The sequence below is a fragment of the Streptomyces sp. NBC_00259 genome (assembly GCF_036181745.1).
Classification (GTDB): Bacteria; Actinomycetota; Actinomycetes; order Streptomycetales; family Streptomycetaceae; genus Streptomyces; species Streptomyces pratisoli.
Genome location: NZ_CP108080.1, coordinates 7,953,229 through 7,979,325, shown reverse-complemented (window position 1 = coordinate 7,979,325; position 26,097 = coordinate 7,953,229). Strand labels below are relative to the sequence as shown.

The window sequence follows — 26,097 nt, the reverse complement described above, 5'->3', positions numbered from 1 at the left end:
GTCAGGCTCCTGCCGGTCGCGGGGTCCGGCGCTGCTCGACGAGGGCGGCCAGGGCCCGCAGATCGGGGGCGCGCAGCAGTTCGGGGGCGCGCAGTCGTACGCCGCTCTCGCGCTCGATGGCCACCAGCAGCCGGGCGGCGACGACGGACGTGCCTCCGGCGTCGGTGAAGTTGTCGGTGAGTGCGGTCGTGGGCCGGCCGAGGAGGTCGCGTACGGCGGTGAGAACGAGCAGTTCGGTGGGCGTGGCGTCGCCGGGCGTGGCCTCGGCCGCCTCGGGCATCTCAGGGCCGGCCGTCGCCTGGTCCGCCAGCGCGGCCCGGTCGACCTTGCCGTTGGCGTCGAGCGGGTAGCCGTCGACGACGCGTACCGCCGCGGGCACGGCCTGCTCGGGCAGCCAGGCGCGGACCGCCGCCAGCAGGTCCCCGGTCTTCGCCGCGGTGCCCGCGGTGAGCCGGATGTGCGCGACGAGACGGGCGCGGCCGTCGTCGTCGCGGAGCGCGGTGACGACGGCACTGCGTACCACGGGGTCGTGTTCGAACGCGGCTTCCACCTCAGCCGGTTCGATGCGCACGCCGCTGATCTTGACCTGGTCGTCGAGACGGCCGAGGAACTCCAGGTGTCCTTCGGTGTTCATCCGCACCCGGTCGCCGGTGCGGTAGAGGCGGCCGACGCCGGGCAGGCGGAGATCCTCCGGCGGGGCGGTGAAGCGGTGTGCGGTGAGCTCGGGGTCGAGGTAGCCGAGTGCCAGGCAGTGACCGCCGACGCGGAGTTCGCCTTCCTCCCCTCGGGGGACGGGCCGGCCGTCGGCGCCGGTGACGACGACGGTGGCGCCGGGGACCGGCAGGCCGATGGGCGGTGGCGTCTGCGCACCCGCCTGCGGGGCCGCTTGTACGTCTCCTCGGGCATCCCCTCGTCGTACGTCTCCCCGTGCGTCCCCTCGTACGTCCACGCCTCGCATGGCGTACGTCGTGGTCACGACGGTGGCTTCCGCGGGGCCGTAGGCGTTGTGGACGGTCGCCGTGACGTCGTTGCCGGGCCGTCGGCGCATACGGTCGCCGCCGACGACGAGATGACGCAGCGGCAGGTTCTGGGGCCAGGGCCGGTCCAGCACGGGCTCGATCATCGGGGTGGCCGCGACGGACACGGTGACACCGGCGTCGCGCCACCAGTCGGTGAGGACGGTGGCATCCCAGCGCACGTCGTCGGGGGCGGGGACGAGGGCGGCACCGGAGGTGAGTCCTGCCCACAGCTCCAGCAGGTGCGGGTCGAACGCGACGCCGATCAACAGGGACTGGCGGTCGCCGGGTGCGAGTCCGGTCTCGGCGCGATACCAGTCGAGGAGGACCGACAGCGAGGCTTCGGCGACGGCGACGGCCTTGGGGCGGCCCGTGGAGCCGGAGGTGAGAACGGCGTAGAAGGCGTCCTCGGGCGCGCGCCGCCGGGCACCCGGGCCGGGGGCCGCAGGGCCGGTGGCGGCGAAGGCGGCCACCACGGTGCCCGGGGCGTTGACGCCGTCGCCGGGCAGGGACAGGGGTATGCGTTCCGCTGCCCTGTGCCGGGCCGGCAGGACCGCCGGATCACCGATGAGGCAGACGACGTCGAGGTCCTCGGTGACGGCGTCGGTCCGGCGCTCTCCGGGGCGGGGCCCGAGCGGCAGGTAGACGGCGCCGATCCGGGCGAGGGCGACAGCGGTCACCACGAGGGCGGCGGAGCGGTCGAGGCAGACGCCGACCAGGTCCCCGGGCCGGACGCGGTCCCGCAGGGCGTCGGCGGCATCGGCGGCGGCGGTGTCGAGGTCCTCGTACGTCCAGGTGTGGTCGCCCTCGATCACGGCGGGGGCCTGCGGGGTGCGCACCACCCATTCCTCGAAGCGGGCGAGCACCGCTGTCGGGGTGGCGGCGGGGCCGTGGGCGATGGACGCCTCAGGGGCGACGACGGCATCGGAGACGGTCAGGGGCTGGGTCATCACGAATCCCTGGAGGTGGTGTCGGTGGCCGCGAGTGCACCGGCCTGGTCGGCGAGTACCGGGTGGCGGAACAGCAGCCTGAGCGGCGGACGTTGCCCGAGCCGGGGCTCCAGCCACGCCGCGAGCTGCGCGGCGAGCAGGGAGTGGCCTCCGCTGCGGAAGAAGTGGGAGTCCTCGTCGAAGCGGCTGTGCCCCAGGACCTCGCGCCAGCCCTCGGTGAGCAGCGCGGTCATCGGGTCGTCCGCACGTGGCGCCGTCGTCGCGCCGACGGAGGTGGCGGCATCGGCGGAGGTGGCGGCGTCGACGGCGGCTGTGGACGGGGCCGCTGCCGCGGGTTGCAGCGCGACCGCCCGGCGCGCGAGTGCCACACGGTCGGGCTTGCCTCCGGCGAGGGTCGGCATGGTCTCGAGCGCGGCCCAGCGGGCGGGGACGAGGGGGCCGGGCAGCCGGCGGCTCAGCTCGGCGTGCAGGGCCTTCTCGTCGAACGTCCCGCTGTCACCGGCGCCTTCCAGGAATCCGACGAGCCGTGGCCCGCCCGGACTCTCGCGGTCCAGTACGACGGCGCAGGAGCGGCCGCCGAGTGCGGCGGAGGCCGCGGCTTCGATCTCTTCCAGCTCGATGCGGTGGCCGCGGAGCTTGACCTGGTTGTCCTTGCGGCCCAGGAAGTACAGAAGCCCGTCGAGTCCGCGGTAGCCGAGGTCGCCGGTGAGGTAGACACGCTCCCCGTCGAGCGCCTTCACGTGCACGAAGCGGGCGGCGGTGGCCTCCGGGTTGCCCGCGTAGCCCTCGGCCAGTCCGGGTCCGGCGACGGCCAGTTCACCGACCGCGCCGGGCGGCAGCGGACGGTGGTGGGCGTCCAGGACGTGGATGCGTTCGCCGGGCAGTTCGGTCCCCAGCGGGACCTCGGCGTCGTCGGCGAGCGCGTCGCGGGAGATCTCGTGGACGGTGGAGCTGATGGCCGCCTCGGTGACGCCGTACACGTTGAGCACGGTGGCGCCGGTGTCGGCGAGGAAGTCCCGCAGGACGTCGGCCGGGAGGCGTTCACCGCCGAGCACGAGCAGCCGGGGCGCCCAGCCGCCGTCGCGCAGCGCGGGCCGCATGTCCTCGCGGGTGGCGAGGAAGTAGCTGGTGGGCACGTTGGCGACGGTGACGCGGGCGGCGGAGAGCTGCGCGGTCAGTTCGGCGCCGGTGGGCACCTCGTGCTCGGGGACCACGAGACAGGCCCCGGCGTACAGCGTCGGCAGCACCTCCTCCAGCGCCACGTCGAACGAGGGCTGGGCGAACATCAGCACCCGGTCTCCGGTGGCGAGCCCGAACCGGTCGGCGGTCGCGGTCAGATGGTGTTCCAGGGCCGCACGGCCGACGGCGACGGGCTTGGGGACGCCGGTGGAGCCGGAGGTGTGGATGACGTACGTGGTGCCCGGCAGGACGGCGGCCTCGCGTGCGCGGGGCAGCACCGGCGCGTCGACGGTCGCGGCGGGCAGCCCGTCCGGGACGGTGGTGGCGCCGCTGCCGTCGGTGAGCACCAGCGCCGGGGCCAGCCGCTTCAGCAGCAGCGCAAGCCGGGCCGGCGGGTCGGAGGGTGAGAGGGGACAGTAGACCGCGCCCGTGCGCAGGCAGGCCAGCAGGGCGACGACCGAGTCGGCTCCACGGGGCAGCACGACGGCGACGGGCTGTCCGGCCGTCACCCCCGCGGTACGCAGCCGCTGGGCGAGCGAGCCCACGCGGGCGTCGAGTTCGCCGTAGGTGACGCGCCGGGCGCCGGAGAGCAGGGCGGGCAGCGACGGGTCGTGGGCCGCGGCCGGGTCCAGCGGGTCCCGGTTCTGCGCCGACTGCGGGCCGGCGGGCCCGGGCTCGGCCGCGGGCAGCGGCGGGGTGGGCGCCAGGTCGGCCAGTGCCGTGCCGGGCGCTTCGAGATAGGACCGCAGCAGGTCGAGGAATCGGGTGGCGAGGAGTCGCGTCACCTCCTCGTCGAAGAGGTCGGCGTCGTAGTCCCAGACGAGTGTCATGCCGGCGGCGCCATGGCGGGGTGTGACGCCGCGCCGGTCGTCCGGCAGCAGCACCACGTCGAGGTCGAAGCGGGTGGTGCCGGTGTTGAAGCCCTCGAAGAGGGTGATCTCCAGGCCGGGGACGTCGATCTCGGGCAGCTGGGCGTCGTGGGCGCTGAACATGACGGAGAACAGCGGGTTGTCGGCACCCGAGGTGTGCATGCCGAGTGCGCGGGTCAGCTCCTGGACCGGTACGTCCTGGTGCGGCAGGGCGCGGATGAGGGTGTCGGTCACCTCGTCCATGGTGTCCTCGGCCGGCGCGGCGGGGTCCAGGCTCAGCGGCAGCGGGATGGTGTTGACGAACATGCCGACGGCGTCCTCGAACCCGCGCGGCCGGTTGCCGACGGCCGTTCCCACGACCATCCGCGAGCGTCCGCTGTGCCGTCGGAGCAGCTCGGCGAAGAGGCCGAGGAGCGTGGCGAACGGGGTGAGGCCGCGCGTGCGGGCGTGCTCGCGCAGCCGCTCGGCGAGGTCCGCGCCGACCGACTGGCGCAGCTGTCCTCCGTGGTGCCTGCGCCGGGCGCCGGGGCGGGCCAGTCCGGGCAGCGGCATGTCGTGCGGCTGGTCGCGCAGCTCGGTCCGCCAGAAGTCCAGGCTCTCCGGTGCGAAGGCCGCCGCCGCCCGGGTGCGGACGTGGTCGGCGTACGAGGAGGGCGTCGGGAGCGTGACGGGGTCGCCGAGGACGTGGCCGCGGTAGACGCCGAAGACGTCGTCGAGGAGGATCGCGAAGGAGTGGCCGTCGTGGATGAGGTGGTGCTCGACGTGGATCAGCCGGTGGTGGCGTTCCGCGAGGCGGACGAGCGTCCAGCGCAGCAGTGGTGCCTCGAAGGTGTCGAGCGGTGTCTCCGCTTCGGCGCGCAGCAGGTCCCGGAAGGCGGCTTCGGGGTCCTCTCCCCCGCTGAGGTCGACCGTACGCAGCCGTGGCGCGCATGCGGGCGCGACCCGCTGTCCCGGCATCGCGCCTTCGGCGGCGACGAGTTCGAGCCGCAGACCGGGGTGGCGCTCCAGGGTGGCGGTGAGTCCGTGGCGCAGGGCCTCGGTGTCGAGCGTGCCCCACAGGTCGAGTGCGGCGGTGAAGTTGTAGGCGCGGCTGCCCGGTTGCACCTGTTCGTGCAGCCAGACGATCTCCTGCGAGGAGGAAAGCGGAAGCATGGGCGATCCCTGAGGTCGTCGGGTCGGGTTCTCGGAGTCGGTCACGGTCGTGTCCGGGCTCGGTGGTTCGGGCGGTCCGCGGGTCGCGCGGCGCCGCTCGGGTACGGAGTGGTGGGTCGGTTCGCCGGGGGCTCCCCGGCGGGTCGGGGCCTGCCCGTTCAGGCCGGACGGAGGTGTGCAGGCCGGGCCGGGCGGGTACGGGGCCGGCGGGTGCGGGGCCGGCCGGCGCAGGTCGGGCGGGGGTGCGGCCGGCCGGCGTCAGGGCACGGTGGGCTCCGGTGTCCGCAGCGCACGGGTGAGGTCGGCGAACGCCTGCTCCGCCGTGCCGTCGTCGAGGACCGCGCGGTCCCACACCATGCGCAGATGGAGTTCGGCGCCTTGTGTGACGGACACGGCGAACGGTCCGCGTACCGGCCTTCCGCCGATGTGGATCTCCCGGCCCTCGACACCGGCCAGCCGCAGGGGTGGGCGCCGGCGGGCGTCGTCGACGGTCAGCAGTCCGTCGAGGCGACCGGTCCAGCCCGAGCCGGCGGACCGGGCGGCGCTCACGACCGCGTCGAAGGGCATGTCGGCCCGGTCCAGGTCGTCCCACCAGGCGTCTGCCGTCACCTCCGGGTCGGGCCCGTGGCCGGTTGCGGCCGGGAAGACGACCGTGTTGAGGAAGCAGCCGACGACCGGTGCGGCGCCCTGAGGGCGGCCGCCCCAGGGGTATCCGATCGGTACGACGTTCCCGGGCCCGTAGAGGGCACGTGCGGCGGAGCGGCAGGCGTCGAGCAACGCGGGGAAGGGCACCGAGTGGTCGTGGGCGGGCAGCCTGACGTCGGCCGAGCCGCTCGGGAGTGATCCGTCGGGGACGCGTCCCGGCCTCGGCTGCGGGGCCCGTTCCCGTACGGCGCGGAGCCGGTCGGCCCAGTAGACCGCCGCGGCGGGCGAGTCCGCCCGTTCCTCGGCGGCGAGCTGCAGGAGGACGGCTTCCGTGTACGCGGCGAGTTCGGCCTCCGTCTCCGCGGGCGAGGGCGGCTCCGCGGTGGTGCCCGCGGCGTAGGCGGCACCGAGATCCTCGACGATGCGCGCAAGTGATTGACCGTCACACGCCGCGTGGTCCAGGACGATCGCGAGCACTTCCTCAGCGGTGTGCGCGGCGTCGCGTCCGTCCCGTACCTCGCGTACGAGGAAGATCCGTAGCGGCGAGCCGTGCGGGTCCCACGCGTCCAGGGCGCGGCGCAGCGCGTCGTCGGCGTTCTCGCCCGGCGCGAGGTCGAGCGACGTCACGGGTACGTCCGGGCCGTCGACGCACAGCACGGGTGTTCCGCGCAGCACCGCCGGCCGGGAGCGCAGGGCCGGGTGCCGTGCGGCGAGCCGGCGGGCTGCTGCCCCGAGGCGTTCGGCGTCGACCGTGCCGTGCGGGAAGGCGAAGAACATCGGCACCACGTCGGGGCGTCCTGACGGGTCGAGGGAACGCACCAGCACGAAGCGTCGCTGTGCTCCGGTGACGGGCAGCAGGGCGTGGGTCCGCTCGCCGGCGGTGAGCTGCCGGTAGCGGGCCAGGTACTGGCTCGTGATGCTGAGCACGTGTTCCTCTCGGTGATGGGCCGGGCGGGAGTCGGGAAAAGGTGTCGGGCGGGCGGTCATGCGCGCGCGGGGGGCGCGAACAGGGCCTGTGGCAGGGCCGGTTCAGCTCGCCGACGCCGACGGCACGGGCTCGTCGCCGGCTCCCTGCGCCGATTCCTCCTGAGGGTGTTCGGGCACCGGCAGGTCACGCATCCGGCGCAGCGGGGACAGCAGCAGCGGCAGCGGTACGGCGAGGAATCCCGCGGCGCACCAGGCCAGTGCCGTGCGAGGGCCGAACGATTCGGCGAGGGCGCCGCCGAGGAGTGCGCCGAGCGGCAGGGTGCCCCACATGAGGAAGCGCAGGGTGGCGTTCATCCGGCCGAGCAGACGGGGCGGGCACAGCGCCTGGCGGAAGCTGACCTGGGCGACGTTGTAGACGACGGCGCCGAAGGAGACGGCACCGGATCCGGCGGCGAAGAGGACCGCGCCGCCCACGCCATGGCCGGCGAGGGGCCACAGCACGGCGAACGGACCGGTCGCCAGGGCCGACAGCCAGATGAGCCGCGCCTGCCCGACCCGTGCGGCGAGCCGCCCGGCGCAGAGCGCGCCGAGGAGCCCGCCGACGGCCGATGCGGACAGGACGAGTCCGAGCCCGCCCGGCTGCAGCCCGACGACGCGCACGAGGTGGACCGTCTGGGTGGCCATGAGGACGGCCGTGCAGAGATTGGCGAGGCCGGTCGTGAGCGCGATGACGCGGAGCAGCGGGTGGCCGATGACGAACCGGACGCCCTCGGCGATGTCCTTGCGCAGGGAACCGCTGTTGGAGGGCGCGGGGCGTTCCTCGGGTCGCTCGATGCCGAGGATGAAGAGCGCGGACAGGGCGTAGCCGATGGCGTCGGCGATGACGGCGAGGTGCGCTCCGGCCAGTTGGACGAGCCCACCGCCGATCCCGGGGCCGGTCACCTGCGCGGTGGAACGGACCGTCTCCAGCGCACCGTTCCCGGCGACGAGCTGTTCCCGGGGCAGGATCTGCGGCAGGTAGCTCTGGTGGGCCACGTCGAAGAACACGGTCGCCACACCGCTGATCAGTGCCACGGCGTAGAGCTGAGCCATGGTCAGGACGCCGGCGAGCGCGGCGACGGGGATGCTCGCCATGACCGCCGCGCGCACGACGTCGGCCCCGATCATCAGGGGGCGCTTGCGCATCCGGTCGGTCAGTGCCCCGGCGGGCAGCCCGATGAGGAGGAAGGCGGCGGTCTCCGCGGCCGTCAGCAGTCCGACCTGGAAGGCGGACGCGTCGAGTACGAGGACGGCCACGAGGGGCAGGGCCACCAGCGTGACGTGGGCGCCGAGTTGTCCGGCGGCAGCTCCTGCGAGCAGCATCCGGAAGTCACGCGTGCGCAGCGGGCCGCCGGGGGCGTCCCGGAATGTGACGGACATGTGAACGACAGTCACTGAACCGCCGATCAGCAGTCAAAGCGCCGCACACACTTTCGGACGATTCCTGCGCCACTTCGCCGCCTCCCCAGGAAAACTTTCGCCGTACGAGGGGTACGCCCGGATGAATGCCGCCACAGCGGGGCCGCACAGGACGCGGCCGCGTGGCGACGACCGGGCGAGACATCCGGCCGATCGCCTACACAGCGTCACGGGTCAAATCCTGACCGAAAACAGTCACTCCTGATCACCATGGACCTGAACCGCTCATTCCGGCCGCTATGGAGTGGGAACGGCACAGCGGAGGCGAAACCTGCCCCACCGTCAGAGCCCGTCCGTCGACCGCGAGGACTGCTGCCGAGTACGTGTCGGCACTTCCTTCGAACGGGAACTCTCAGAGGCCTAGCGGGGCACGAAAGCCACCCGGAACATCTTGGGCCACCACTTGCCCGTCAGCAGGAACTGATCCGTTCCCGGGATCGCCGCGATGCCGTTGAGGACGTCCGCGCGCCGTCTCTCGGTCGCGGTGAGCAGGGCCGGGACGGTGATGTCCCCGGTCACCTCACCGGAGTCGGCGTCGATGCGTACGATCCGGTCGGTGGGCCAGACGTTGGCGTAGACGACGTCGTCGACGCATTCGAGTTCGTTGAGCCGCCCCACGCGCTGTCCGCGGACGGTGACGGCGGTCTCCCCCGTCTTCTCGAGAGTCCGGGGATCCCGGAAGACGAGCCGGGAGGTGCCGTCGGTCGTCACCAGGCGGCCGCGGCGCCGCTGGTGACACACGCCCCAGCCTTCCTCGCGGTAGGGGACGCGGCGCAGTTCGGCCAGTGTTTCGGCGTCACGCTCGATGGCGACACCGTTCTGCCAGGTGAGCTGCCACAGAGTCGGCCCCACGACGGTGATTCCCTCGCCGAACAGCGGCGCGGGAAGCTCCGCGCGAAGCACCGGCGAGGCCCCGGGTGTCCCCGCCCGGATCGTCGAGCGGCCGGACACGCCCGTGCTCTCGTAGAGCATGCCGCCCGCCATCTCCAGGCCCTGGGTGAACGCCGACGGGTCGTGGGGCAGGGTCTCGATGACGTCCACCCTCAACTGCTCGACCTGCTCCGCCGCCTGCCCGGGCACGCCCTGCCCGTGGTCGGTGGATCCGCCGCCCGCATCGCACGACGGGACCAGCATCCCTCCGACCAGGACGACGGCCGCCACAGGGATCACGAACGCAAGCCGCATGGCGCCACCCTGGCACAGAGGCCCGGCCGTACCGGGCCCGTACGACGGCACGGCTCGCCGGTGGTCGCCCGTCCGGGCGTCCTGGCCCGAGCGGCCGGCTCCGTCGGAAACGGAAAGGTCCGGCCGCGCCCCTCACAGGGGGCGCGGCCGGACCGAGGGAAGCAGTCCGCACCGCCGGCGACGGCGGCCTTCGGTGCTACGGCCGCGTCTTGACCGGCACCGGCGCCGTGCGTCCGTTGGCGGAGGATCCTCGGCGGGGAACCACCGCTGCCAGACGCGTGGGCACGAGCGCCGTGAGCCGGTCCGCCATGTCCGGCTTCGGGTGGTACCGGTACGCGTAGCCGTGTGCCTCTCCGTCACCTCGTGCGGGAGCGCCGTTCAGAACGGCTCCCAGCACAGGTACGTTGACGCGGTCGAGGATGCGCAGGGCGTCGAGGATCTGGCTCCTGCTGGTCCGTCCGGCACGTGCGACGAGCAGATAGCCGTCGACGGCGTGCGCCATCGCCGGGGTGTCGGCGAACGGAAGGACCGGAGCGGTGTCCACGACCACATGGTCGAACTCCTCCGCGAGGTCCTGCAGCACGGCCCCGAACTGGCTGCTTCCAAGGATCTGCGTCGGATTGGGAGGAATCATCCCGCTGGTGAGCACGGAGAACGACCCTGCCGACTGCAGGACGTCACGCACCCCGGCCTTGCCCACCAGCGCCGTGGTCAGCCCGGCGTCCCTGACCAGTCCGAGAGCCGAGGCGACGGACGGACGGCGCAGGTCACAGTCGATCAGGCATACCTTGGCCCCTTCCTCGGCCAGCGTGGCGGCCAGATTGACCGAGACGCTGCTCTTGCCCTCACGCGGCAGCGGGCTCGTGACCGCGATGACCTTCGGCCGTTTGCCCATCTCGGCGAACTGGAGATTGACCCGCAACTTCCGGAAGCCCTCCGCACGCGTGCTGTACGTGTCGTCGCGCAGGGAGACCGGGCGCCGGGAGGCGCGCGGGTCGTGCACGATGCTCGACAGCACCGGCGGCCCGGAAGCGGCCGCCAGGCATTCGGACAGGGCCTTGGAGTCCCGCATCGATGTGTCCACCGTCTCCAGCGCGACGCCCAGCCCCAGTCCGAGGACCAGGCCCACGGCCAGGCCGAGTGCGACGTTGAGGGTGGGGTTCGGTGACGAGGGGGCGACCGGCACGGCCGCGGGCTGGATGACGGTGAGCCGGACCGGAGACTCGTCCGTGTCCCCGTCAGGGCTCTCCAGCTCCCTGATCACCTGCGCGAAGCGGTCCGCGAGGGCGTTGCTGACCTTGGCGGCCCGCGCCGCGCGGGTGTCGGTGACGGTCAGCCGGACCAACACCGTGTTGAGCGGCGCCTCCGCCGACACCCGGGAGGCCAGTTCGGCCGGGGTCATGCCCAGCTTGAGGGATTTGACGACCGGTGTGGTCACCTCTGGGCTCGACACGATGTCGGCGTAGGACTGAACTCGTGCCTGGGTGAACGAGTTCCCCTGGTTGAGCTGGGACGTGTCGTCGCCGCCCTGGAGGGAGGCGAAGAGTGTGGTCGTCGCCCGGTACTCGGGTGTGGCGAGGGTGGTGGCGAGGACACCGGCCCCCGTCCCCAACAAGGTCACCAGGGCGATGACGCGCCATCGGCGGGAAAGGACTCGTAGGTATTCGCGCAAATCCAAGGTCTTCCCCGATCGGAGCGGTAAATGGACATTCACCGTAGGGTTCGCAGTGGGAATCTCGGGCACACGGCATGCGGGTTCGACCATTCGGTACCCTCAGCGGAGTGCGAGTGCGCCGCCTCAGAGACGTTCGGCCACTTCCGAACGGCAGCGGTTGCAGGCGTCGAATACGTAGTCGGCGACCCGCTCCACCATCGCGTAGTCGAAGATGTCGTGATCGGTGGCGACGACCACCGCGTCGGCCGCGGCGACCTGTTCCTCGGTGAGCTGGACGCACAGAATGTCCTGCGGCAGGTGTGAGGCGTCGACATACGGTTCCACCGCGACGACGTGCGCGCCGAGTTTCTGCAGCCCCTGGGCGACGGCCACGGAAGGCGATTCCCGGATGTCGCCGGTGTTCCTTTTGTAGGCGAGACCGAGGACCATGATCCGGCTTCCGTTGACCGGCTTGCGGCGCGTGTTGAGTCCTCTGGCGACGCGCAGAACCACATGGTCGGGCATGTGGCTGTTGATGTCGTTGGCCAGTGCCACGAAGCGGAAGTCGTGCTGCAGTGCCTGCTTGACCTGCCAGGAGAGATACGACGGATCGATGGGCAGGCAGTGACCACCCACGCCGGGACCGGGCAGGAAGCGCATGTATCCGAAGGGCTTGGTCGACGCCGCGTCGATCACTTCCCAGATGTCGATACCCAGCGGCCTGCAGAACATCGCGAGCTCGTTGACCAGCGCGATGTTCACATGGCGGAAGGTGTTCTCGAGGAGCTTGGTCAGCTCCGCCGTGCGCGGTGAACTCACCGGCACGGTCCGTTCCACGACGTCGCTGTAGAACTTCTCGACGTGCTGCAGGGAGAGGTCGTCGATTCCGGAGACCACCTTGGGGGTGTTCTCCAGCTGCCACGTCGGGTTTCCCGGGTCGATCCGTTCCGGGCTGTAGCCCAGGAAGAAGTCCTTGCCGGCGCGCAGTCCGCTGTGAGCCTCCAGGATCGGGCACACGACGTGCTCGGTCGTGCACGGGTACGTGGTGGACTCGAGGATCACCGTGGCGTTCGCCTTCAGATGCGGGGCCACCGACTGCGCGGCGCTCTCCACGAAACTCAGGTCGGGCGCGCCGTCCTTCAAAGGCGTGGGCACCGTGATGACGCAGACGTCGAAGCCGGCGGCATCCGCGTAGTCCGTGCTGAGGAGGTAACGGCCCGAATTGAGGGCTGCCATGAGGCGGGGGGACGAGACGTCCTCGGCGAACGACTCACCGGCCGCCAGCCGCTTGACCCGCATCTCGTCCACGTCGAGACCCACGACGCTGTGCCCCGCCTCGACCACCCGAACGGCGAGTGGGAGCCCCACGTACCCCTGGCCGACGACGACCACCTTCTGCGCTGACACCGACACGGTCCCACTCTCCTCTCGCCTGCCCAGCCGAATGTTTCGGTGGAATATGCGTGATGTATGCCAGGGTTCGCGCCCGGTGCTCCTGCTGAGTGACGGCTCTTCAGGCAAACAGAGTCATCCCGTCCTTCGAGCGGCGAGGCAAGTGGACTAACTGATCTATCAATTCACTCTATTTATGTTGTTCCCGGATATCGTTGCCGTGCGTCGCCGGTGCACATGACCCCGGCAATGCCCCACCCACAGACACGGAGTGACGGCGTGACGGACCATCCGAAGTACCTGGTTACCGGAGGAGCCGGTTTCATCGGTTCCCATCTCGTCGATGCGCTGCTGGCGCGTGGCGGGCCGGTCGTCGTACTCGACGATCTCAGCACCGGACGCCTGCAGAACCTCGCCGGCGCACGCGAGCGGGGAAATCTCCAATTCGTGCACGGCTCGGTGCTGGATGAACCGCTGGTCGACAAACTGGTGGGCGAATGCGATCGCGTCGTGCACCTGGCGGCGGCCGTTGGGGTGAAGCTCATCGTCGAGCAGCCGCTGAGGTCGTTCACGATCAACACCAAGGGAACGGAAACGGTCATCGAGGCGGCGTACCGCCATGGCCGGCACGTCACCCTCGCCAGTACGTCGGAAATCTACGGCAAGAACTCCTCCGGACCGTTGACCGAGATGTCCGACCGCGTTCTGGGAAGTCCGTCGGTGCCGCGATGGTCGTACAGCACGGCGAAAGCCGTCGACGAGATCCTCGCCGAGCTGTACCGCCGCGAGTACGGGCTTCGTGCCACCGTCGTGCGCTTCTTCAACACCGTGGGCCCTCGGCAGAGCCCGGCGTACGGCATGGTGATTCCGCGATTCGCCAGGCAGGCGGTTCTGGGAGAACCGCTCACGGTCTACGGAACAGGCCGGCAGAGCCGCTGTTTCCTCCACGTCACCGACGTGGTCGCGGCGCTCGTGTCGCTGCTCGACCGTCCCGAGGCCGAGGGAGAGACCTTCAACATCGGAAGCGACGAGGAGATCAGCATCCTCGATCTCGCGGAACGCATCATCGCCTGTGCGAACAGCACGTCGACCGTGCACCGTGTCTCGTACACCGATGCGTACGGACCCGGGTTCGAGGACATGGAACGCCGGGTCCCGGACACCACGAAACTGCGGGCCCTCACCGGCTGGCAGCCGCGGCGCGACCTCGGCGACATCCTCGTCGACGCCGTGGCGGACGCCCGCGGCGAAGCCCCTCAGCAGGCGCCCGTCGCCGTTCCCGGGCGCCCGGACGAAGGGCATGCCGGCGGCGCCGACGGCCGGGCGGTGGCGGCGGGTCCATGTCCGGTCTGAGCCCGTGGATGGTGACGGCCCTCGCCGGGCTGGTGGCCCTGGCCGTCGCCGCGCTGCTGACCGAGCCCCTGCGTCTCCTCGCCGTACGGCGCGGGTACACGGACCAGCCAGGCATCCGTAAGGTGCACGTCTCCCCCACTCCCTACCTCGGCGGCATGGCCGTCGCCCTGGCGACCGTGGGATCGGCGAGTGTGGTCGTGTTCGGCGCGGGCGCGACCGACTCCACCCTCGGTGTGGTGCTCGGATGTGCCGCGGTCATCGCCGTGCTCGGCCTCGTGGACGACCTGCGTCCGCTCAGCATCCGGATCCGGCTCTCCGTCGAGGCGGCGGCAGCGCTCGTGGTCGTCGCCTGGTGCGGCCACCCCGTGCTCTTCGGCACATGGGTCGACGCGGTACTCGCGGTGATGTGGATCCTCTTCACCACCAACGCGTTCAATCTGCTGGACAACATGGACGGGGTGGTGTCCACGGTGACCGCGGTCATCGCGGCATTCCTGTGCTGCGCCGCGCTCTCCGCCGGTCTGGTCGGCACCGCGTCGGTCGCCGCCGCCCTCGCCGGTGCCTGTGCCGGGTTCCTGTTCCACAACTGGCACCCGGCGCGCATCTTTCTCGGTGACGCGGGCGCGCTGTTCGTCGGCTTCCTCGTGTCGTCCGCGAGCATGACCCTGCACCGGGACAGCACCGCCCTGTCCGGGTACGGCAGTCTGCTGCTCATCACCCTGGTGGTCACCGCGGACACCGGCCTGGTGATGGTGGCGAGGCGCCGAGAGGGCCGGCCCGTCATGCAGGGCGGCAAGGACCACGTCGCCCACCGGCTGCGGCGCCTCGGCCTTACGGTCCGCCAGGTGACCGTCGCCATCGGGGGCTTCGCCGCGCTGACGAGTCTCACGGCCGTCCTGGTCCTGTTCAAGATCGTCCCGCAGAGCGCCGTGCTGATCGCCGTGGTCGCGGTGACCGCCGTCGTCTGGCTGCGGCTCCTGAGAGTCCCCGTCTACGCCGCGGTCGCCGACGAACAGCACTGAGGGCGGTCACCGCCCGTCGGGGGTGACCGCCCTCGGTACCGCGTCAGATCACTGTCAGCCCACGTCGGCCGGCACCGCTGCGGCGGCTGCCGGCCGCTCCGCGTAGTCGGGCAGCGTGCGGAACCAGTTCACCGTCCTTTCCAACCCCTGCTCCAGGGGCACTTGGACGATGTCGGGGAACAGCTCGCGAACCAGCCCGTCGGCCGCCTGGGAGTCGCGGACGTCACCCGCCCTCGGCGCCTCGTGCCGGATGCCGGCCGGTAGTCCGGTGATGTCGGAGAGTTCCCGGGCGAGGTCGAGCAGGGTCACCCGGGTCCCGAAGGCGAGGTTCACCGGCCCGGCGTAGGACACCTGGCGCAGCACCGCGTCGGCCAGCACCCGGACGACGGTGCCCACGTAGGTGAAGTCACGGGTCTGCAGTCCGTCGCCGAAGATCCGTACGGGGGTGCCGCGCAGCATGGCGTCGATGAAGGCCGGGACCACGGCGGCGTAGGCGTGTCCGGCCGGCTGCAGGGGCCCGTAGACGTTGAAGAACCGGAACGCCAGGGTGGGCAGGCCGAACGAGGCGCCATAGGCGAGGACGTACGCCTCGGTCGCGAGCTTGCTCGCGGCGTAGGGGCTCAGTGGCCGGGTCGCCAGGTTCTCGTGCTTCGGCAGGACCGCGGTGGCTCCGTAGACCGAGGACGAGGAGGCGGCGACGACGGGGACGCCCGCGCGTCGGCATGCCTCGAGGACGTTGACCGTGCCGGTGGCGTTGACGTGGTGGCTGGCGACCGGGTCGGCAAGGGAGCGCGGTACGGACGGACGGGCCGCCAGATGGACGACGGCGTCCACTCGGGGTACGACGCTGTCGACGAGCGTGGGATCGAGGATGCTTCCCTCGACCAGTTCGGTGTCTGTTCCCGCGAGGTTGGCCGCGGAGCCCGTGCTCAGGTCGTCCAGGGCGATGACCCTGCCCACGTTCGGACGTGATGCGAGCTCCTGGCACAGGTTGGCGCCGATGAACCCGGCGCCTCCGGTAACGAGGACGTTCAACTGTGCTCACCTTTCGGACGGGGTGCGGTCCACCAGCCGCGGGCGACGGCGATGGAGGTGTAGAGGGCCTGTGTGTCGGCCACCAGGCGCTCCTCGCCGAAGCGCCGCCCGGTGAACGTGCGCGCCCGTGCGCCCATCTCCTGGCGCAGTTTCGCATCGCGCAGAAGGGTCACCGTGTGGCCGGCGATCTCCGTGGTCCGTGGTCCGGCCAGAAATCCGGTCATACCGTCCTGCACCACCTCCGCGACGCTCCCGACGTCGGTGGCGACAGCAGGCAGCCCGGCGAGGCCTGCTTCGATCAGACTGACCGGCATGCCCTCGTTGTCCGACGTCAGCAGGACCATGTCGGCGGCGGCGTAGACGGTCTCCACGTCCGCGCGCCAGCCCAGCAGATGGAGATGGTCGCCGAGTTCGGCGACGGCTTCCGGGTCCGGCCGCAGGTCGCCCGCGCCGCACACCACGAAGTGCGCTTCGGGTACGACCCGGTGTACCTCCCGGGCCACGGCCAGGAGCCGGTCGGGGCGCTTGATCGCGGTGATGCGGCCGACGTACGCCACCACGGGGCAGTTCTGTGGCAGTCCCAGGAGGCTCCTGGCCTTCGCGGGGTCGGGTGCCGGGGCGAGACTGGTGCCGGGCGGGACCACCGAGTACTGGCCGGCCCTGCCGATTCCCGCGGCGACGAGGTCGTCGCGTACCCGTCCGCCGACGGCGACGAGCCGGTCCGTGAGCGCGGCGAGCCCGCGTTCGGCGCCCACCACGACTCTGGTTTTCGCCGGGGAGAAGTAGCCGTGCAGGAGATGGCCGTGAAAGGTGTGCACCCTTGACGGCACTCGGGCCAGTACCGCGGCGGTCCGGCCCAGAGCACCGGCTTTCGCGGTGTGCGTATGGACGATGTGGGGCCGGAACCGCCGCATGGCGGCGACGAGTTCGACGAGGCAGCGGGCGTCGTCCGTGGGCCGCACGGCGCGTCCCAGTCCGTTGATCCGCTGAACCGGGAGGTCGGGTGCCCGCTGCTCCAGATGGTCCGCCTCGTCCGGTGCCACGAATCCGGCGATGAGACGATGCTCGAATCGCTCGGAATCCAGCCCCCGAAGAAGCGCCGACACCTGAACAGCCGGTCCGCCGATGTTCATTCGCGTGATCACCCTCAGCACACGAAGGCGACGGAATTCCGAACCTGCGGCTCGGTACGTAGCGGTCGACATGGGACAGATACTAGGCGGCGCGCACCGAAGTATTCGTCAAGGGCACGAGGTACGACAGGCTTCAATCGGTAGCGGCGCCATTAACCCGGATCGGAAGGAACACCCAAGCAGTGCAGACCTGGGGCGTTTCACGTCCGCTTCGCGCTATAGCGCATGTACAGTACGGCAGCATGACCATCTCTCTGGCACCGAAAAGTCTCACACATCAGCACCTTTTGGCGGCGGCGAACACGGAGTTGTCCAGCCGAGCAGGGCGTGAAACTTTTCGAGTTCTTGACGTGGGTTGCGGCAAAGGAGACCTCATCGCGTTTCTCCAGGCCGGGTTGACCGACCTGAACCCCGGAGCCGATATCGAGGTCCACGGATTCGACGTCACCGACACTTTGGCAGAGTACCCAGAGTTCCCCGGATCGACGGTGGATCGACTGGAGGGTTTGATGCCGGGTGTCCCGTGGGCCGAGCGCATCACGTCCGTTTCCCAGCACGAGGCTTGGCCATACCCTGACGGAGCGTTCGACATCGTGGTGTCGAACCAGGTACTGGAGCACGTTGTCAGCCTCCCTTCGTTCCTGGCTCAGCTCAGCCGCGTACTCGGGCCGGGCGGATGCTCGATGCATGTGTTCCCGTTGCGGAACGCGCTGTGCGACGGTCACGTCCTCATGCCGCTGATTCACCGCGTTCGCGGTCATGAGCAGCGTGCAGCAATGGCACGCATGTGGCGACAGATGAGGGTGGGGAACAACAGGTCCGGGGACATCAGGGAAACGGCCGAGCGCATCTCGACCTATCTACACCTGGGGACGACCTACCGCTACTTCGAGGAATTCTCGCAGGAGTCGAAGCGTGCGGGCCTGAAGCTTTCGTACCGGTACACACAAGAGCTCTACCAGCAGAAGATCTCGGCGATGCTCGGTCACGGCGGCCTGGCCGGCTACCGCCGTTCCAGGCGTGCCGTGATCGACTGGTTGGCTTTCTGCGCGCTGCGCCATGTCTCGTCCATCACCCTGGTTCTCGAGAAGTAGCGCAGAAGTCGGCCTGGGATTCGCCCGAGTTCTTCACGCCCGCTCACGGGCCCGGATCATCCTGGCTGGATTTCCGGCGACGACCACTTCGGCGGGTACGTCCTTCGTCACCACGCTGCCCGCGCCAACGGCGGCACCACGGCCGATGGTCACGCCGGGCAGAATCGTCACCCGGGCGCCGAGAAAGACGTCCTCCTCCACGACGATGTCGGCGTGCACCGGGGTGTGGTCGCGGAACTTACCCCCTGCTTTGGGCACGGGATGGTCTCCCGTGATGAACAGGCACTCCGGACCCATCGACAGATGCGCGCCCAGGGACACGGCGCCCGGGCCGAGGAACCTGGCGCCCTCCCCGATTCCCGCGTGCTGCCCCATCCTCAAGGATGGTGGCAGGCATACGCCCGCAAGGATGATGACCGGCAATTCCACATCCGCGCAGATCTTGTGGGCGCACCAGGCACGAAGGCGAAGGGAACCGGGGATGCGCCAGTGCAGCCGCTGGCCGATCAGCTTGTAGAAGCAACGCACACCCCAGACCATGAGCCTGTTCTTCATCTCGGCGTTCCTTCCGTCAACACTCGGCTTTCATACCTGCTCACGGGCACGGACGATTCTGGCCGGATTTCCGGCGACGACCACTTCAGGGGGTACGTCCTTCGTCACCACGCTGCCCGCACCAACGGCGGCACCACGGCCGATGGTCACGCCGGGCAGAATCGTCACCCGGGCGCCGAGAAAGACGTCCTCCTCCACGACGATGTCGGCGTGCACCGGGGTGTGGTCGCGGAAGTTTCCCCCTGCTTTGGGCACGGGATGGTCTCCCGTGATGAACAGGCACTCCGGACCCATCGTCAGGTGCGCGCCCAGGGACACGTTGCCCAGGCCGAGGAACATCGCGCCCTGCCCGATTCCGGCGTACGGCCCCATCGTCAGGGTGGGAGGGAGCCCCACTCCGGCGTTGATGGTGACCGGCAGTTGCACGTCTGCGCAGATCTTGTGGGCACACCAGCCACGCAGCCGTCGGGCGCCGGGGGTGCGCCAGTGCAGCCGCTGGCCGATCAGCTTGTAGAAGCAACGCACACCCCAGACCATGAGCCTGTTCTTCATCTCGGCGTTCCTTCCGTCAACACTCGCGGGTGTGTCGGCGGCCATCGCGCCGTGGAGCCGGAGTGCGTCGGGGTCCGGGGCGGCGACATGGTGGCGTGATCGACTCACCTCAGGCCTGACACGCGGATGCGGCGGCCGTCAAAGCTGCGGCCGTGATCAACACAGGCCTACACTAAACCACGACATACCCGATTAACGCCGAATAGCGAGTCGTGCCCTATATGCACATGATGGATCACACACAAGCACCACTCGTCTCTTTCGCCGAGGCCGCACCCTCGCGCCAATCCCTCTCCCGGGTCTGCCTGTTGATCGGACAGCTCGGTCTCGGGGGCGCGGAGAAGCAGCTCGTCCTGCTCGCCCGCGGACTGAGCCAGCGTGGTGTCCGCACCCATCTGCTGGTCCTGTTCCACAAGGGCCCGCGGGAGGCTGAGCTGCGGGACTCCGGAGTGATCCTGGTGAATCTGGGATTCCAGCGCGTGACGTTGCACTGGAAGTCGCTGACCGGCAACGTCCGGGCCTTCGTCAACCTGTTGGCCTTTCTGAGGAGGGAGAAGCCGCAGGTTCTGCAGGCCTTCCTCCTGCACTCCTACGTGCTGGCCGCCCCCGCCGCACGGTTGGCGCGCGTACCCGTGCTGGTGGCGGGCCGGCGGAGTCTTGGCTTCTTCAAGCGCGGACACCGTGTGGCGTTGGCTCTGGAGCGGATCGCCACACGGTGGACGGATCTACTGGTCGCCAACGCGCAGGCGGTCGCCGATGACGTCCGGCGGGACGAGGGCGTCCCCGACGCCAAGCTCACGGTGATTCCCAACGGGATGACCCGGAAGGAGTTCGAGATCGCCCGGCCCGCCGAGGTGGTCACTTCGCTGCCCGTGGTGCTGTGCGTCGCCAATCTCGCGTCCCACAAGGGGCACCGGCACCTCCTGGAGGCGTGCACGGAGCTACGGCGCAGAGGAAGGCCGTGCACCCTTGTCCTGATCGGAGACGGTGCCGAGCGCCACGCGCTGGAGGAGCTGGCCGCCTGCCTGAGGATCGACGTACGTTTCTTCGGCTTCCGCACCGATGTCGCCGGGTTCCTGGCCCGGGCGGACGTGGTCGTCCTTCCGTCCCTGTACGAAGGGTCCAGCAATGCCGTGATGGAGGCCATGGCGGCGGGGCGGCCCGTGGTCGCCACCGCGGTGGGCGGCACGCCGGAACTCCTCGAGGACGGACGGGGCGTGCTCGTCGCCCCCGCCGACGCGGACGCCCTGGCCGACGGCCTCCAGTCGGTGCTCGGCGACCGGGAAGCCGCTGCCGTCCTGGGACGGCGGGCACGTGAATGGGCCCTGGCCAACCTCACCGCCGACGTGATGGTGGACCGGTACGTAGCGCTCTATCACCAGTTGCTGGAGCGCCGATTCACGGCGTAGTGGCAGGGGCGTCCCGGCGGCGAACGGTCAGTTGAGGAGATCCGGCGGCATGGCCGACAGCAGACTGCAGTTCGTCCGGATGGTCGCGGCTCGCGCGGGCGCCCTCGTCATGGGTGTCGTCGCCAGTGTCATCATCGCCAGGGCCCTGCCGCCCGAAGCGCGCGGTACGTACTACATGGCGGTCACGGTCGGCACCGCCGCCATGGCCCTCGGGCATCTGTCCATCGAGCAGGCGCAGACGGCCCTGTGGTCGGACAAGGGCAGACGCGCCTCCCTGGAGGGCAACAGCGTTCCGCTGGGGCTGATGATCGGCGCCGGGGCCGCCCTCGCGGCGATGGCGGCGGCAGTCGTGTTCCAGGGGCACGGCAACATGCCTGATCTGTGGCTGCTGGCCACGGCCTGTGTGGGCGTGCCGCTGGGCGTCGGCGTGCTGTACTCGAGCAACATCGCCGTACTGCGCGACCGCCCCCATGTGGCGGGACTGGCCCCGCTGGCGGGCGCGGTCGTCCAGTGCACGTGCCTGGTCGCACTCGGTCTCACCGGACACCTCACCGTGTACACGGTCGTCGTCGTCTGGTCCGTGTCGTTCGGGGTCTCCCTGGTGGTGCTGGTCGGGAGGGGCGGAGTCACCGTCAGCCGGCCGCGCCTGGGGCTCGCCAAGACGACCTGCGCCAAAGGCCTGCGGCTGCACGCCGGTTCGGCCGCGTCCTATCTGCTGCTCAGGTCCGACGTGTTCCTGCTGAACGCGCTGGCGGGCCCTCGCGATGTCGGCATCTACACGCTCGCCGTCACCCTCGCGGAGCTGAGCCGCATCGGCGTCGACGCCTTCGCACAGGTCACTCTGCCCCGGCAGTTCGATCACGACATGGAGGGCTCGGCGGCCGTCGCGGCCAGGATGGTGCGGCTCATGGTGATTCTGGGTGCCGTGTCCGTCGTCACGACGGTGATCGCGGTGTCCGCCCTGATCACTCCCGTGTACGGTCACGCCTACGCGGAGGCCGCCGCTCTCGTCGCCTGGCTGGTTCCCGGAATTCTGCTGCTGTCGGCGGGCCGTCCCGTCGCCACGTTCCTGCTGCGGTTCCGGTCGGCGCGCTTCGTCGTCCTGCCGTCGCTGCTCGCCCTGGGGGTGAACATCGGACTCAACACGATGCTGATCCCCCTGTGGGGTGCCGCCGGCTGCGCGATCGCCTCGACAGCGGCCTACGCGACTCTGGTCGTCCTGCAGGTGGCGCACTTCGCGCGGATCAGCGGGACCCCGTGGCGGCGGCTGTTGCCGACGAGCGCCGACACCTCTCGCATCACGAGCTCGCTGCGGCGTGGGCGCGGCGACCTGGATGTCGGCCGGTCTCGATGACACGGGATCCCGCTGCACGAACCGCGGGCCCGGGTTCGCTCACCCGTCGGCGCGCGCGCCCAGGGTGAAGACGAACTCGTTGCAGCCGAGCCCTCCCCTGCAGGTCTTCAGATGACGCAGCTCGAAGGCGCGCTCCCGGCAGAACGAGAACACCTCCTCGGGCGTCGCGACCTCGAACGGGTAGCCTCCCACCCAGTCGACGAGGTCGTGCTTGCGCGACATGCCCCGGGCACGGGGGACGGCCCCGCTCGCCGGGCCGCGTCCACGAGCCACGTTCAGCAGGGCGCGGGCCGGATAGTTCCTGCTCAGGTAGAGCACGCTGCCGGACAGCAGGAGGCGCCGCGCGAGGGGCCCGGACTGGTTGTAGCGCCGCTTCACCTCCGTCCAGACCCGGCTCTCCAGCCCTTGGTCGTTGTAGATCGACACGAACAGCGTTCCCCCGGGGGCGACCAGTCCGCACGCGGCGTCCATCGCCTTCCAGAGGGAGCCCGTGTGGTGCAGCACCCCCCATGAGTAGACGATGTCGGCCTTCCCCTGCCGCTTCACGAAGTCAGGGTCCAGGATGGAGGCGCAGCACACGCTCCAGTCCGTGTCCGGCGCGAACTCCTCACGCAGCTTCTGGGTCGTTCTGACCGAGTCGGGGTCGTAGTCGAACGACCGGACCCGAGCGCCCATGCGCACGGCCGCGAGGGAGAAGAGTCCGCTCCCGCAGCCGATGTCGAGGAAGGTCCGCCCGGTGAGATCGGTGGTGCCCAGCGCCAGTTCGAGCGATCTTCTGGCGGAGGTGATGCGCTCTTCGTCGACCAGCTGCCCGAACTGATGCCAGTTCTGGCCGAAGGCGAAACGCCGTCCTTGGCTGATCTCGGTCTCGCAGTCGATCATTCAGGTCTTCCTTACGCTGAGGAGGGGGGTTGGCGCAGGGTCCGGCCGACTACTGCGCGCCGATCGAGCGAGCAGACAGCCCAGGGAGACCCAGAACGGGGCGGACACGACGAGATTCGTCAGGGTGTTGGCGAAGAGCAGGCCCACCGCGGTGGCCACTCCCAGCGCTTGAAGAATCGCCAGGTCCGGGGTGCGTCGGCGGGCGAGGCCGAGCCAGAGCAGAGCCACGAACAGGACGAGCGCCCCGATTCCGGCCTCGGCCGCCAGCCTCAGGTACTCGTTGTGGGTGTTGATGTAGATGCCCAGGTCGGACGAGGTCCGGGCGTACTCGGGGAACATGCCGTACCCGATGCCACGGAACGGATGGTCGAAGGCGACGCGTGCGGCCACCCAGGCGGCCCGCTTGCGCACGTCGGTGTTCGCCGTGAGTTCGACCGTCGACCGGTCACCTGTCAGACTGTTCCCCACCTCGTCCAGACTGCCCGGCAGGACCATGGCGACGCCGAAGATCGACAGCGCGATGAGGACCTTGTGGCGCAGCGGTCGGCCGGCGAGCACGACGCACGCCACGCCTGCCGCGACCATCAGGAAGGCGCCCCGCGATCGTGTCTCGAGGATCGCGGTGGCACAGGGCAGTGCGGGCAGGAGCCACAGCCAGGAGCGATTGAGTCGTGCCAGGCCGACGGCGGCGACGAGCGGGAGCGCCAGCAGGGCACCGATGTAGTTGGGGTTGAGGGCGAGCCCGGTCAGGCGGCCGGCGGCGTACTCCTCCTGGAGCAGAAGGTATCCGGCGACCGCCGCTCCCGAGACCGCGACGACCTGCGCGATGCGTCGGGGGTCCGCGGGCGCCGCGGCGGACACCGCGAGGAGGCCGAGCCCCACGAGCAGCACCACGTAGCCCTTCCAGGGCCGCTCCGTCGTCACCGTGATCTGCGGCAGCAGATAGCTCACCGTGACCGCGAAAGTGAGGAGCAGGAGCACGGCCAGATCGACGCGCGGCTGAAGGCCCCTCAGCACGACCCGGAACAGGAGGACGGCGACGGCACCGGTGACCAGCACCACCGCCGCCGTGCCGCTGGGCTCGGCGACGGCGGCCACCGGGACGAGCCCCAGGAGCATCACGAGGGCCAGGTCCGGGCGCGGCCACACGAGCAGGGCGAAGCAGGTCACCACGGTCGCGGCGGCGGTCGCCGCACCGTGGAACAGCACCAGGTACACGACGGCCGGCACTGCGGCCACCAGGCACAGCCAGCCGAGGACGACGGCAGCAGGCGACCTCATGCGCTGCCCACCGGATTGACCATCACTCACTTCCTTCGCGGTGCCGACGACATGCCGGACTCCTCGTATCCGTGATCAGCCGATGTGCCGCAGGGTTTCCCCGGCGGTCGACGGAGCGTCGGGCAGGGGCTGGTCGACGAATCTGCGGTGCCAGAGTTCGAACTGCATCAGCGCCCACAGACGTCTCGTGTGGTTCGCGCCGGCCTCGTGTTCCTCGAGGAGGGTCCGCACGGATTCCGGGCGGAAGAACCCCCGCGACCTCGCCGTCCCGTCCGTCAGGACGTCCCATGCCAGATCCTTCAGCTCGGTACGGAGCCAGTGACCGAGCGGAACTCCGAAGCCCTGCTTCGGGCGGTACAGCACCTCGGGAGGAAGCCAGTCCTCCAACGCCTTCTTGAGGAGGTACTTGGTCGTCGATCCCCGTACCTTCAGGGTCGCGGGCAGCCGTGCCGCCCATTCCATCAGTCGGTGGTCGAGGAAGGGGGAACGCGCCTCCAGCGAGTTCGCCATGGTGGTGATGTCCACCTTCACCAGGAGATCGCCGGGCAGATAGGTGTTCACGTCGACATCCATCAGCTGGTTCACCAGGCTGTCCGCACGCGAGGCACCGAATGCCCGGGCCATCAGGTCGTAGCTGTCGGTGCCCGACAGCTCCCGGCGCATCGATTCGGTGTAGAGGTCGTGTTTCTGCTCGGGGGTGAAGTAGGACATCATCCGGGCGTAGCGGCCCGGCAGGGTGTCGCCCAGCATGGTGAGGGCGATTCCCGCCTTCCGCAGGGGTGTGCGGGTCGATCCGTTCTCCAGGAGCAGTCGGCCCAGGCGTCCGAGGGAGGGATGAACGGATCGTGGGGCGCGGTACCGCGCGGTGCGGGCCATGAGCGCGTAGCGGGTGTAGCCACCGAAGGACTCGTCACCGCCGTCGCCGTTGAGGGCGACGGTGACGTGCGCGCGGCTCAGCTTGGCCACGTAGAACGAGGGGATGGCCGACGAGTCGGCGAACGGCTCGTCGAAGTACCAGGCCAGTGTGGGGAGGATGTCCAGCGCGGACGCGTTCACGACGAACTCGTGGTGGTCGGTCCCGTACTGACGCGCCACGACCCGGGCATGCGCCCGTTCGTCGAAGCGGGCGTCGTCGAAACCGACGGCGAAGGTCTTCACCGGCCCCTCGGCGGTCCGCGCCATGGCGGCGACGACGGCGGAGGAGTCGACGCCCCCGGACAGGAACGCGCCCAATGGCCGCTCGGCCACCATACGGATCCGGGTGGCTTCGAGCAGGAGTTCGCGGGTGCGTTCGGCGGCCTCCGGTTCGCTGATGGCCCCGGCGGGTGTGAAGTCCAGTTGCCAGTAGCGCCGTACGTGCACGCGGCCGCTCTGCCAGGTGAGCAGATGCCCGGGCGGCAGTTTCCGGATCCCGCGGAAGATCGACCACGGCGCGGGGACGTACTGGTAGGTCAGGTAGTGGTGGAGTGCGACCAGATCCACCTCCCGGCGGTCCTGGTCCACCACGGTCAACGCCTTGAGCTCGGAGGCGAACTGGAGGGATTCGCCGGTGTCCCGGTAGTACAGCGGCTTCTTGCCGACACGATCGCGGGCGAGCAGCAGCCGGCGTCGCTTCACGTCCCACAGGGCGAAGGCGAACATGCCGCGCAGATGGTGGACGAGGTCCTCGCCGTGCTCTTCATAGAGATGCACGATGCATTCGCTGTCGCTGTTGCTGCGGAACCTGTGTCCACGGCTGATCAGCTCGCCGCGCAGGTCCGCGAAGTTGTAGATCTCGCCGTTGAACACCGCGACCACACTGCGGTCCTCGTTGAAGACGGGCTGGTTTCCTCCGGCCACATCGATGATCGCGAGCCGCCGCATGCCGAGGGCGACGTTCTCACCGGTGTAGAACCCGTCTCCGTCCGGTCCACGGTGGGAGAGGATTCCGCACATCTCCTGGACGATCGCCGGATCGGGAGTTTCGGTCGTCGCGATACCGGCTACGCCGCACATCTGCC

Annotated in this window: 19 protein-coding genes; 5 read left to right on the top strand and 14 right to left on the bottom strand. The window is 70.2% G+C overall.

Annotated elements, in window-relative coordinates:
* Position 1: 1 nt before the first annotated feature.
* From OG766_RS35725 to OG766_RS35695, 7 genes are all read right to left on the bottom strand, one after another.
* Positions 2–1,966: a non-ribosomal peptide synthetase gene (locus tag OG766_RS35725; protein ID WP_328727298.1), complete on the bottom strand. Its 1,965-nt coding sequence runs from the start codon at positions 1,964–1,966 to the stop codon at positions 2–4.
* Positions 1,966–5,166, bottom strand: coding sequence for a non-ribosomal peptide synthetase (locus OG766_RS35720; RefSeq protein WP_328727296.1), 3,201 nt, complete (start codon positions 5,164–5,166; stop codon positions 1,966–1,968). Before OG766_RS35720 ends, OG766_RS35725 begins: the two co-directional genes overlap by 1 nt.
* Positions 5,167–5,424: 258 nt before the next feature.
* Entirely contained in the window at positions 5,425–6,738 is a 1,314-nt protein-coding gene (locus OG766_RS35715) for a condensation domain-containing protein (RefSeq protein ID WP_328727294.1), read from the bottom strand.
* A gap of 102 nt (positions 6,739–6,840) precedes the next feature.
* Complete coding sequence (locus OG766_RS35710) at positions 6,841–8,157, bottom strand: MFS transporter (RefSeq protein WP_328727292.1); 1,317 nt, start codon at positions 8,155–8,157, stop codon at positions 6,841–6,843.
* Positions 8,158–8,556: 399 nt separating this feature from the next.
* The gene (locus OG766_RS35705) at positions 8,557–9,381 is read right to left on the bottom strand and encodes a glutaminyl-peptide cyclotransferase (protein ID WP_266389569.1); all 825 of its coding nucleotides are present in this window, start codon (positions 9,379–9,381) and stop codon (positions 8,557–8,559) included.
* 196 nt (positions 9,382–9,577) lie between these two features.
* On the bottom strand, positions 9,578–11,146 hold the full coding sequence (locus OG766_RS35700; protein WP_328727289.1) for a polysaccharide biosynthesis tyrosine autokinase: 1,569 nt from the start codon (positions 11,144–11,146) through the stop codon (positions 9,578–9,580).
* 33 nt (positions 11,147–11,179) lie between these two features.
* Complete coding sequence (locus OG766_RS35695) at positions 11,180–12,448, bottom strand: nucleotide sugar dehydrogenase (protein WP_266389565.1); 1,269 nt, start codon at positions 12,446–12,448, stop codon at positions 11,180–11,182.
* Between the two features lie 258 nt (positions 12,449–12,706).
* Between OG766_RS35695 and OG766_RS35690 the strand changes: the two genes are divergently transcribed.
* A complete protein-coding gene (locus OG766_RS35690) occupies positions 12,707–13,780 on the top strand; it encodes an NAD-dependent epimerase/dehydratase family protein (protein WP_328727286.1) in 1,074 nt (357 codons plus the stop codon).
* Positions 13,768–14,802, top strand: a complete 1,035-nt coding sequence (locus OG766_RS35685; RefSeq protein WP_266389559.1) for an MraY family glycosyltransferase — start codon at positions 13,768–13,770, stop codon at positions 14,800–14,802. Before OG766_RS35690 ends, OG766_RS35685 begins: the two co-directional genes overlap by 13 nt.
* A gap of 54 nt (positions 14,803–14,856) precedes the next feature.
* Here OG766_RS35685 and OG766_RS35680 read toward each other — a convergent pair whose 3' ends face one another.
* On the bottom strand, positions 14,857–15,837 hold the full coding sequence (locus OG766_RS35680; protein ID WP_266389556.1) for an NAD-dependent epimerase/dehydratase family protein: 981 nt from the start codon (positions 15,835–15,837) through the stop codon (positions 14,857–14,859).
* The gene (locus OG766_RS35675) at positions 15,834–16,970 is read right to left on the bottom strand and encodes a glycosyltransferase (protein ID WP_328727283.1); all 1,137 of its coding nucleotides are present in this window, start codon (positions 16,968–16,970) and stop codon (positions 15,834–15,836) included. The genes OG766_RS35680 and OG766_RS35675 overlap by 4 nt, the downstream gene beginning before the upstream one ends.
* A 242-nt stretch (positions 16,971–17,212) precedes the next feature.
* Between OG766_RS35675 and OG766_RS35670 the strand changes: the two genes are divergently transcribed.
* Positions 17,213–18,064: a class I SAM-dependent methyltransferase gene (locus OG766_RS35670; RefSeq protein WP_266389552.1), complete on the top strand. Its 852-nt coding sequence runs from the start codon at positions 17,213–17,215 to the stop codon at positions 18,062–18,064.
* A 33-nt stretch (positions 18,065–18,097) separates the two neighbouring features.
* Here OG766_RS35670 and OG766_RS35665 read toward each other — a convergent pair whose 3' ends face one another.
* Both OG766_RS35665 and OG766_RS35660 read right to left on the bottom strand, forming a co-directional pair.
* Positions 18,098–18,619 carry an acyltransferase gene (locus tag OG766_RS35665; RefSeq protein WP_328727281.1) on the bottom strand — a complete coding sequence of 174 codons (522 nt, stop codon included), beginning with the start codon at positions 18,617–18,619 and terminating at the stop codon, positions 18,098–18,100.
* A gap of 30 nt (positions 18,620–18,649) precedes the next feature.
* Positions 18,650–19,171 (bottom strand): acyltransferase, encoded by a 522-nt coding sequence (locus OG766_RS35660; RefSeq protein ID WP_323137377.1) that lies wholly within the window; start codon positions 19,169–19,171, stop codon positions 18,650–18,652.
* A 227-nt stretch (positions 19,172–19,398) separates the two neighbouring features.
* On the opposite strand from OG766_RS35660, the gene OG766_RS35655 reads away from it, so the two are divergent.
* Positions 19,399–20,580, top strand: a complete 1,182-nt coding sequence (locus OG766_RS35655; protein ID WP_328727278.1) for a glycosyltransferase — start codon at positions 19,399–19,401, stop codon at positions 20,578–20,580.
* 49 nt (positions 20,581–20,629) lie between these two features.
* Positions 20,630–21,934, top strand: coding sequence for a lipopolysaccharide biosynthesis protein (locus tag OG766_RS35650; protein ID WP_328727275.1), 1,305 nt, complete (start codon positions 20,630–20,632; stop codon positions 21,932–21,934).
* A gap of 39 nt (positions 21,935–21,973) precedes the next feature.
* Here the strand turns inward: OG766_RS35650 and OG766_RS35645 are convergent, their stop codons facing one another.
* The 3 genes from OG766_RS35645 to asnB all read right to left on the bottom strand — a co-directional run bounded on the left by OG766_RS35645 (position 21,974) and on the right by asnB (position 26,092).
* Positions 21,974–22,816, bottom strand: a complete 843-nt coding sequence (locus tag OG766_RS35645; RefSeq protein WP_328727273.1) for a class I SAM-dependent methyltransferase — start codon at positions 22,814–22,816, stop codon at positions 21,974–21,976.
* The gene (locus OG766_RS35640) at positions 22,817–24,097 is read right to left on the bottom strand and encodes an O-antigen ligase family protein (protein ID WP_328727271.1); all 1,281 of its coding nucleotides are present in this window, start codon (positions 24,095–24,097) and stop codon (positions 22,817–22,819) included.
* 75 nt (positions 24,098–24,172) lie between these two features.
* Positions 24,173–26,092, bottom strand: coding sequence for an asparagine synthase (glutamine-hydrolyzing) (gene asnB / locus OG766_RS35635; protein WP_328727269.1), 1,920 nt, complete (start codon positions 26,090–26,092; stop codon positions 24,173–24,175).
* Positions 26,093–26,097: the final 5 nt, after the last annotated feature.

What these genes read in the sequence shown, in the direction of transcription:
- OG766_RS35670 (WP_266389552.1), top strand. Translation starts at nt 17,213, where the DNA reads ATGACCATCTCTCTGGCACCGAAAAGTCTCACACATCAGCACCTTTTG.
- OG766_RS35720 (WP_328727296.1), bottom strand. Translation starts at nt 5,166, where the DNA reads ATGCTTCCGCTTTCCTCCTCGCAGGAGATCGTCTGGCTGCACGAACAG.
- OG766_RS35650 (WP_328727275.1), top strand. Translation starts at nt 20,630, where the DNA reads ATGGCCGACAGCAGACTGCAGTTCGTCCGGATGGTCGCGGCTCGCGCG.
- asnB (WP_328727269.1), bottom strand. Translation starts at nt 26,092, where the DNA reads ATGTGCGGCGTAGCCGGTATCGCGACGACCGAAACTCCCGATCCGGCG.
- OG766_RS35665 (WP_328727281.1), bottom strand. Translation starts at nt 18,619, where the DNA reads ATGAAGAACAGGCTCATGGTCTGGGGTGTGCGTTGCTTCTACAAGCTG.
- OG766_RS35645 (WP_328727273.1), bottom strand. Translation starts at nt 22,816, where the DNA reads ATGATCGACTGCGAGACCGAGATCAGCCAAGGACGGCGTTTCGCCTTC.
- OG766_RS35725 (WP_328727298.1), bottom strand. Translation starts at nt 1,966, where the DNA reads ATGACCCAGCCCCTGACCGTCTCCGATGCCGTCGTCGCCCCTGAGGCG.
- OG766_RS35685 (WP_266389559.1), top strand. Translation starts at nt 13,768, where the DNA reads ATGTCCGGTCTGAGCCCGTGGATGGTGACGGCCCTCGCCGGGCTGGTG.
- OG766_RS35640 (WP_328727271.1), bottom strand. Translation starts at nt 24,097, where the DNA reads ATGAGGTCGCCTGCTGCCGTCGTCCTCGGCTGGCTGTGCCTGGTGGCC.
- OG766_RS35710 (WP_328727292.1), bottom strand. Translation starts at nt 8,157, where the DNA reads ATGTCCGTCACATTCCGGGACGCCCCCGGCGGCCCGCTGCGCACGCGT.
- OG766_RS35705 (WP_266389569.1), bottom strand. Translation starts at nt 9,381, where the DNA reads ATGCGGCTTGCGTTCGTGATCCCTGTGGCGGCCGTCGTCCTGGTCGGA.
- OG766_RS35660 (WP_323137377.1), bottom strand. Translation starts at nt 19,171, where the DNA reads ATGAAGAACAGGCTCATGGTCTGGGGTGTGCGTTGCTTCTACAAGCTG.
- OG766_RS35700 (WP_328727289.1), bottom strand. Translation starts at nt 11,146, where the DNA reads ATGGTCGAACCCGCATGCCGTGTGCCCGAGATTCCCACTGCGAACCCT.
- OG766_RS35675 (WP_328727283.1), bottom strand. Translation starts at nt 16,970, where the DNA reads ATGAACATCGGCGGACCGGCTGTTCAGGTGTCGGCGCTTCTTCGGGGG.
- OG766_RS35655 (WP_328727278.1), top strand. Translation starts at nt 19,399, where the DNA reads ATGATGGATCACACACAAGCACCACTCGTCTCTTTCGCCGAGGCCGCA.